This is a genomic window from Okeania sp. SIO2B9, assembly GCF_010672505.1.
GTDB classification, from domain to species: domain Bacteria; phylum Cyanobacteriota; class Cyanobacteriia; order Cyanobacteriales; family Microcoleaceae; genus Okeania; species Okeania hirsuta.
The window spans coordinates 1-6,808 of the sequence record NZ_JAAHGK010000278.1 but is presented as its reverse complement, the minus strand read 5'-3'; the positions used below and the strand labels follow the sequence as shown (position 1 = coordinate 6,808).

The 6,808-nt window shown below is 38.7% G+C and carries 4 protein-coding genes; 2 read left to right on the top strand and 2 right to left on the bottom strand.

The features are described from left to right. Positions 1-361 precede the first annotated feature (361 nt). Complete coding sequence (locus F6K13_RS12055; protein ID WP_287287460.1) at positions 362-2,818, top strand: choice-of-anchor Q domain-containing protein; 2,457 nt, start codon at positions 362-364, stop codon at positions 2,816-2,818. Between the two features lie 604 nt (positions 2,819-3,422). After that, positions 3,423-4,247 (top strand): YwiC-like family protein, encoded by an 825-nt coding sequence (locus F6K13_RS12050; protein ID WP_124147235.1) that lies wholly within the window; start codon positions 3,423-3,425, stop codon positions 4,245-4,247. Positions 4,248-4,487: 240 nt separating this feature from the next. Here F6K13_RS12050 and F6K13_RS12045 read toward each other — a convergent pair whose 3' ends face one another. Next, entirely contained in the window at positions 4,488-4,904 is a 417-nt protein-coding gene (locus F6K13_RS12045) for a hypothetical protein (protein WP_124147236.1), read from the bottom strand. An 819-nt stretch (positions 4,905-5,723) separates the two neighbouring features. Then, on the bottom strand, positions 5,724-6,749 hold the full coding sequence (locus tag F6K13_RS12040) for an aromatic ring-hydroxylating dioxygenase subunit alpha (protein ID WP_287287461.1): 1,026 nt from the start codon (positions 6,747-6,749) through the stop codon (positions 5,724-5,726). Positions 6,750-6,808 lie beyond the last annotated feature (59 nt).

Below are 6,808 nucleotides of genomic sequence, written 5' to 3'. Positions count from 1 at the left end.
GTCAGGAGTCAGGAGTCAGGAGTCAGGAGGGAAGAAAGAAGAAGAACAGGAGAAGAAGGAGAGAGTTTTCTGATCACTAATTATCCGGACATCATATAACATGAAAAAAAATTGTTACAAATTACCTATAATTTGCTGCAAAATTGTAGAAAATTTGCCATATTTTTCAGTAGATTAACTGATGATTTACTGAGAAAATATTCAACTGGGAAATGAAGATATTTCTCGAAATTATTGCCATGATTGAATTAGATTTTAGGCAAAATTAATTAATCTAAATTAATCTTATTTTTTCCGGATGAGAAGCAACTAACAATGCTTAAACGAATAGCAAACAAAATACTAAAAAGTCAAACAAACTATGGCTACAGTAACTAATCTTAACGATAGTGGATCTGGTTCCCTAAGACAAGCAATTACTGATGCTGCCGCAGGTGATACGATTCAATTTGACCCCAGTCTAGGTGGTCAGACTATCGCCCTCGCTAGTGAACTGTTAATAGATAAAAACCTCACTATTGATGGAGATGAAACAAATCCAGTCACCATAGATGGAGGGGGTGCAGCTAATGGTCAATTCCGTGTATTTAATGTTGATGATGGCAACGCCAATAACCAAGCTCAAGTTACCATTGATGGAGTAAACATTACAGGTGGGTTTGCTTTTGGAAGTAATGCTACTAACGCTGGTGATGGTGGTGGTATATTCAATAATGAAAATATCACTATCAGTAACGCTGTAATCACAGGCAACACTGCATCAGGTGATGGTGGTGGTTTCTATAACAACGATCTAGGCACCGCCAATGTTATCAACACCACTATTAGCAATAATGAAGCTAACTACAATGGTGGTGGTGTCATGGCATTTGGTGATACAACCATTACTAATTCTACCATCAATAACAACGCAGCACTTGCTACTGGTACTGGCGATGGTGGCGGTATTGCTATCTTTGGTACTACACAAGTTACTCAAAGCACCATTAGTGGTAATACAGCAAACGGTCAAGGTGGTGGTGTTTACATCACTGCCGTTAACCCCAATTTAAGCCATTTTACCAATGCTACAATTTCCAACAGCACCATTACTAATAACTTTGCACAAACTCCCACTCTAAATAATGGTGGAACTGGCGGTGGTTTGGCAAGTTTTGCTTTAGATACCACTCCCAATCAAACGGCTACAACTGTTACTTCTACAATTATTTCTGGTAACCGTAATAGTACGGGTGCTAATGATGTTGACGAACTAAGAGCTACTAGCAATTCCATCCAAAGCGGTGGCAACAACTTAATTGGTACAGGAAACGCTAATACTCGTTTCAACGGTACAGGTGACCAAACTGGAGTCACTAACCCTGGTCTAGATCCTCTTGCTGATAACGGTGGACTTACTCAAACCCATGCTTTACAAGCTGGCAGTGCTGCTATTAACGCTGGCAGTAACTCTCTCGGTCTAACTACTGACCAACGAGGTACTGGTTTCCAGCGCGTTGTTAATGGTGTAGCTGATATTGGTGCATTCGAGTTTGGCAATCCCGACCCTACCGATCCTACCGATCCTACTGACCCTACCGATCCTACTGACCCTACCGACCCTACCGATCCTACTGACCCTACCGATCCTACTGACCCTACCGACCCTACTGACCCTACCGACCCTACCCCAAATACCATTTTTGGTACTGGAAATAGTGAGACTATTAACGGTGATGATCAGAATAATAGCATTGATGGTCTGGGAGGAGCAGATGTCATCAACGGTCAGGGAGGTAATGATGAACTCCTTGGTGGTACTGGTAATGACAACCTTGATGGTGGGACTGGTGATGATACCCTTGATGGTGGTACAGATAATGATCTTCTCCTTGGTGGTGGAGGTCAAGACAGTCTCCTTGGTGGTAATGGTGTTGATGACTTACAAGGTGGTGACAATAACGACACTCTTGACGGTGGTCTAGGTAACGATTTACTGAATGGTGGAAATGGTGCCGATACTTTCGTATTGCGTTCTGGTGATGGCAATGACCAGATTAGTGATTTTACCCCTGGTACAGACGAGCTATTGTTGGATGGTTTGACTTTCAGTGACGTAACTGTCGTTCAAAGTGGTACTGACACTATTATCCGAGAAACTGCAACATCACAAGATTTAGCAACTTTAATAAATATCCAAGCTGCCGATCTTGATAGTAGTAATTTTGAGATCCCTGGTGGTATTGTTGGTACTGGAAATGATGATATTCCGATTCAGGGTAATGCTCAGGATAACCTAATCCAAGGTTTGGGTGGAGCAGATAGTATCAGTGGTCGTGGTGGGGCAGATGAATTACTCGGTGGTACTGGTGATGATATCTTAGAGGGTAATGCAGGTAATGATACTCTCATGGGTGAAGCTGAAAATGATATCCTCCGAGGTGGTGGAGGTCGAGACGAACTCATAGGTGGTAATGGTGACGATAACTTAGAAGGTAATGGAGGTCGAGACGAACTCATAGGTGGTAATGGTGACGATAACTTAGAAGGTGGTGGCAATAACGACACTCTTGATGGTGGTTTAGGTTCCGATCTTCTCACTGGTGGTAATGGTGCTGACAGTTTCATATTGCGCTCTGGTGATGGCAGTGACGATATTTTGGATTACCAAGATGGTACAGATAACTTCTTGTTAGATGGTCTGACTTTCAGTGACTTAACTGTAGTTGCTAGTGGTGGTAATACTATTCTGCAGGAGACTGCAACATCACAAGATTTAGCAACTTTGTTTGGTATTGCTCCTACAGCTATTGATGCTAATGATTTTGCTACTATCTAGTTGAGATTAGCGCTCTTTTGCAACGTCTAACTGATTGTTAAATTGATTATTAAAGCGATCGCCCCTTTGATTTGAGAGGCGATCGCTTTTTAGGTTATGCCAAAATAATTGCATCTAATTATCAATTAAATTATTTATTAGTTAGTTCAATGCAAAAGTCCATAACTAGCTCTATGAAGTATAATTACCTATCTCGCCTACTGCCCTCTTTTTAAGTCCTGACCATAAAAGTTTGAGTTTTTATTGACAAATCCCCTAATGTACTAACTATTTCAATATTTTGTATAAATAAATACTTAAAAATCAGGTGTGATTTGTGAAATAATTAAGAAGAATTATCAAGAAACTATTAATAAAGATTAGTGTCAATGTAAACTTTGTAGGTAGGGTTGAAGAATTGTTTGTCCAGGGAGAAGGCCAATACCAATTTGTAGTTTCTCCACCCCTTCGCAGCTTATGGGCAGGATTAAGAAGAAAATCCAACAGATGTCTATTTTTTTTGGTTGTGAGATACATTTCGCCCAACCTACAGTAAGACCGCTAATCCGAACTTGATATCATACCTAACGTCCAAAACCGATCGCCTTCTTTAAGGAGTTTAATCATGGTTGAGTTATCAACAACTACCTCTAATAAAAATCGTTCCAACCTACAAACTTGGTATAGACCGACGTTTTCTCCAGAGCAAGGAATTTTGCTAGTATTGGGTGGCTCCTTTATCACAGGGGCAGCTTTAGCTCAGGAATGGACAAACTCAACAACTTTAGCTTTGATCTGTGCTTTTTTCGCCTTGCAAGCAGAACATCCCTTAGTCGTGCAAATAAAACAGCGAAGTAGTTGGAAACCCCGCTTTCTCATCTGGGGTGGGGTATATGGAGGTATTGCGATGGCGATCGCTGCATGGCTATATTTTCAATCTCCATGTTTGCTATGGATCTATGCCATGGCAATAGCAGCTTTAGTTGCGGATAGTATTGCAGTGCTAAAGCAAAAACAAAAATCTATACTAAATGAATTCATTGGATTTACAGCTATCTGTCTATCAGCACCTTTAGCATATATAGCTACGACAGGCCATATTTCTTTAGCTGCTATGGCAATGTGGATCTTGAATACTTTATTTTTCAGCAGTGCTATATTTACACTCAAGTTGCGAAAAAAGAAAACCAGTTCTCCTGTACCTGGAATGATATACCATGGAACTGCAATCCTAATTATACTGAGTCTTTACTACTTCAACTGCTTAAATATAGCCACAGCTCTATCCTATACTGTGGCCTTAGTCAAGTTAGTAGCGATCGCCTTTAGATTAGATTGGTATCGCACAACAAAATTTTATTTTGTCGCAATATTTGAAACCCGTTTCGCCCTTATCTACATTGCTATTGCTGCCATAAGCGTTCTTCCTGCTCACCTACCTAATGCTTAATTTTTTGGTAGTGGTAAAGAAGTTAATGATAAGTATAGCTTTAAGCATTCAGCTATCCTCCTGACGGAGGAACTGTGTTATCAGCTCAAGTCAAAACTTTGTAGGTAAAGAATTTTAATTTTATCAATGTCCTAACACTTTTTTGTAGTGCTATAATAGGAAACACGCCTAGTCACGGAATAATTCTAATATCCTTTATCCTTACTATTTTAGGACTACTAATTTTTTTGATTGAAAAAATTAGAGTGAATTGACAATAGCAATCCTACCATATCTAGGATCGATATCAATTCCCATCACCTCAAAAGAGCTAAAATAACTACCATCAGGGGCAAAAATTGAGTAAGTTTTTGTTGTACCTGCTGGCAAGGATAAACATTGATTAAAAATTTCTTGCCTATACTCTAGAGGTAAAAAATTGTGTTCTCCAATTCTTAATGCTGCTTGATTATAAAAAGAAAATTGACCTTGGAAGTTAAGGATACCAGCAGGAGCTGGAAATTGTTCGCACCACCTCAAGGCCAAAAACCATTTAGCTTCCGAAAGTCTTTGATATTCTCGGTTTGGGTTAGGGTGTTGTAAGACTTTGTATCCCCCCTCACTGGCGAAAATTGTTCCACCTAAAAACCCAAACATTATGCCAATGGTATTACCCATGTTGAACTAGCTCCATCCATAATGTGAGAGATATAGCAGTCGAAGGAAAGGGCGCGGACATATCAAAAGCTTAAAACTCAGACAACGCCAGATTTTTCTTTCTTCCTTCTTGCTTCTTGCTTCTGCTATATTGGCTGTTTTGACTTCTCCCGCAACTTCAGTACACGGGATTCTAATTACTGGTTTTGCAAAGGAATAGGATTATTATTCTGCTTGACCTCTATTTGCTGTCACTGGACTTATCTTCCCAGTAGGAGCAGTCAAATTACCCCCCTTATGCTCAAACATATTGGTATAGATACCAAATTTATTGCGCTGACTTGTTCCATCCTGTACTTGATTACAGATTTTTTTTGTGTTTGACCATTCTGAGTACCTAAAGTTACTGCTCCATATTTTTTCCATTATCTGGCCAACTAATACTATATTGAGGAAAAAAGGTTACTAAATTAATCATTGCACCCCTTAAAGTCTCATCAGGTATCAATTTGCCTCGGCAAAAATACTTTGCTCTTTTTCATCACCCTGATCGAAATACGCTTGCTGTCAAAATCGCTTTTTGATCAGGCTAATTTCCATTAGCTATATAGCTGCTCCCTGAAGAATAACTCTTGATAATTCCTCAAAAGTTATACTCCATTTTGGAATCCTCCAGATTCATTAAGGAGCAATTTTTCTTTCTTGACCTGATTTAACTCAGGGACTTTTGACCTCACACTAAATACGGTTATAACTTATGTATGATAAGTTTTATTCCTTGATAAGTATCTTATCGGCTGTTCAACAGATCTTCTATTATTTTCAGCATATATTTATGATTCATTGGAGCGCTTGTTTTTTAATTAATCTTTGTGTACTTACCAAAGCTTTATTTAACTCATAGCTACGTTGCTGGGGATTTTTCAGATAAGCTTGCTGTTCTTCTTCAATCATCTCTACATCTTGCTGCACTAATCCATCAAGTAGTTTTTGAGCTGAACCAAATAAACTATTTTTCACAAATCTTCTAAACCATTCTGGTAGTTTATGTAAACGCCAAAAGGCATGAAGTGATGTAAAATGAATCAGATAAGCTTGGGTTTGTTTTTCATTAATAGGTAATAAAAGACAATAAATTTTAAAATCTTTGCCCAGGTTAGAAACCCAATTTGGATAGATATAACTAACATTTAATGGTTCGGGATGGAGTTGTCGCAAACTAGGAAATAATAATTGAGAGATAGACCAAATTTTGTCGATTTTGTAATAACTTTGAGCCTGATAATAAGCATCTACTCGATCGTCATTTTCAGATAAATCTATTAATTTTGCTGCTGCCCATGCTTGCCAGTTTTGATGTAAATGTCCGTGGTACATATCCATCAAATTTTCCACTAAATAAGAATAGTGGGCTCGACATTTTATAACTGAGATGGTGGCTATATAGTTGAGGTGTTCCCACTCAGGTATTTCTAAAGGAGAAACTAAATTTATCTTTGATTTATCTCCAGGAAATAGCCAAATAAAACCATTTAACTCTTGTACTGGAAAAGTTCTAATTTGACAGCTAGGCAATTTTTGATTACTTGCTAAATAAGGTACATAAGAACATTTGCCACTTGACTTAAAGCGCCATCCATGATAAGCACATTCTAATTCATCGGCGATCGCGCGACCAGAACTAAGTTTGACAAAACGATGAGGACAAAGGTCTTCCAGAGCATGGACTTTTCCCTCTGAGTCCCGATAAAGGACAATTGATTGATGCCAAAGGGTAATGCTGAAAGGCTGACATTTTACCTCTACACTGCGGGCAACAGCATACCAGTGATTGTGAAATTTTCCTACAAAACTACTCCGATTTATTTATTAATTCTTAAATATTATCTCTAAACCCTATGTCTTCTTCTCAAATAACTTTTTTC

Coding starts and splice junctions, on each gene's coding strand:
- F6K13_RS12055 (WP_287287460.1), top strand. CDS start 362: ATGGCTACAGTAACTAATCTTAACGATAGTGGATCTGGTTCCCTAAGA.
- F6K13_RS12050 (WP_124147235.1), top strand. CDS start 3,423: ATGGTTGAGTTATCAACAACTACCTCTAATAAAAATCGTTCCAACCTA.
- F6K13_RS12045 (WP_124147236.1), bottom strand. CDS start 4,904: ATGGGTAATACCATTGGCATAATGTTTGGGTTTTTAGGTGGAACAATT.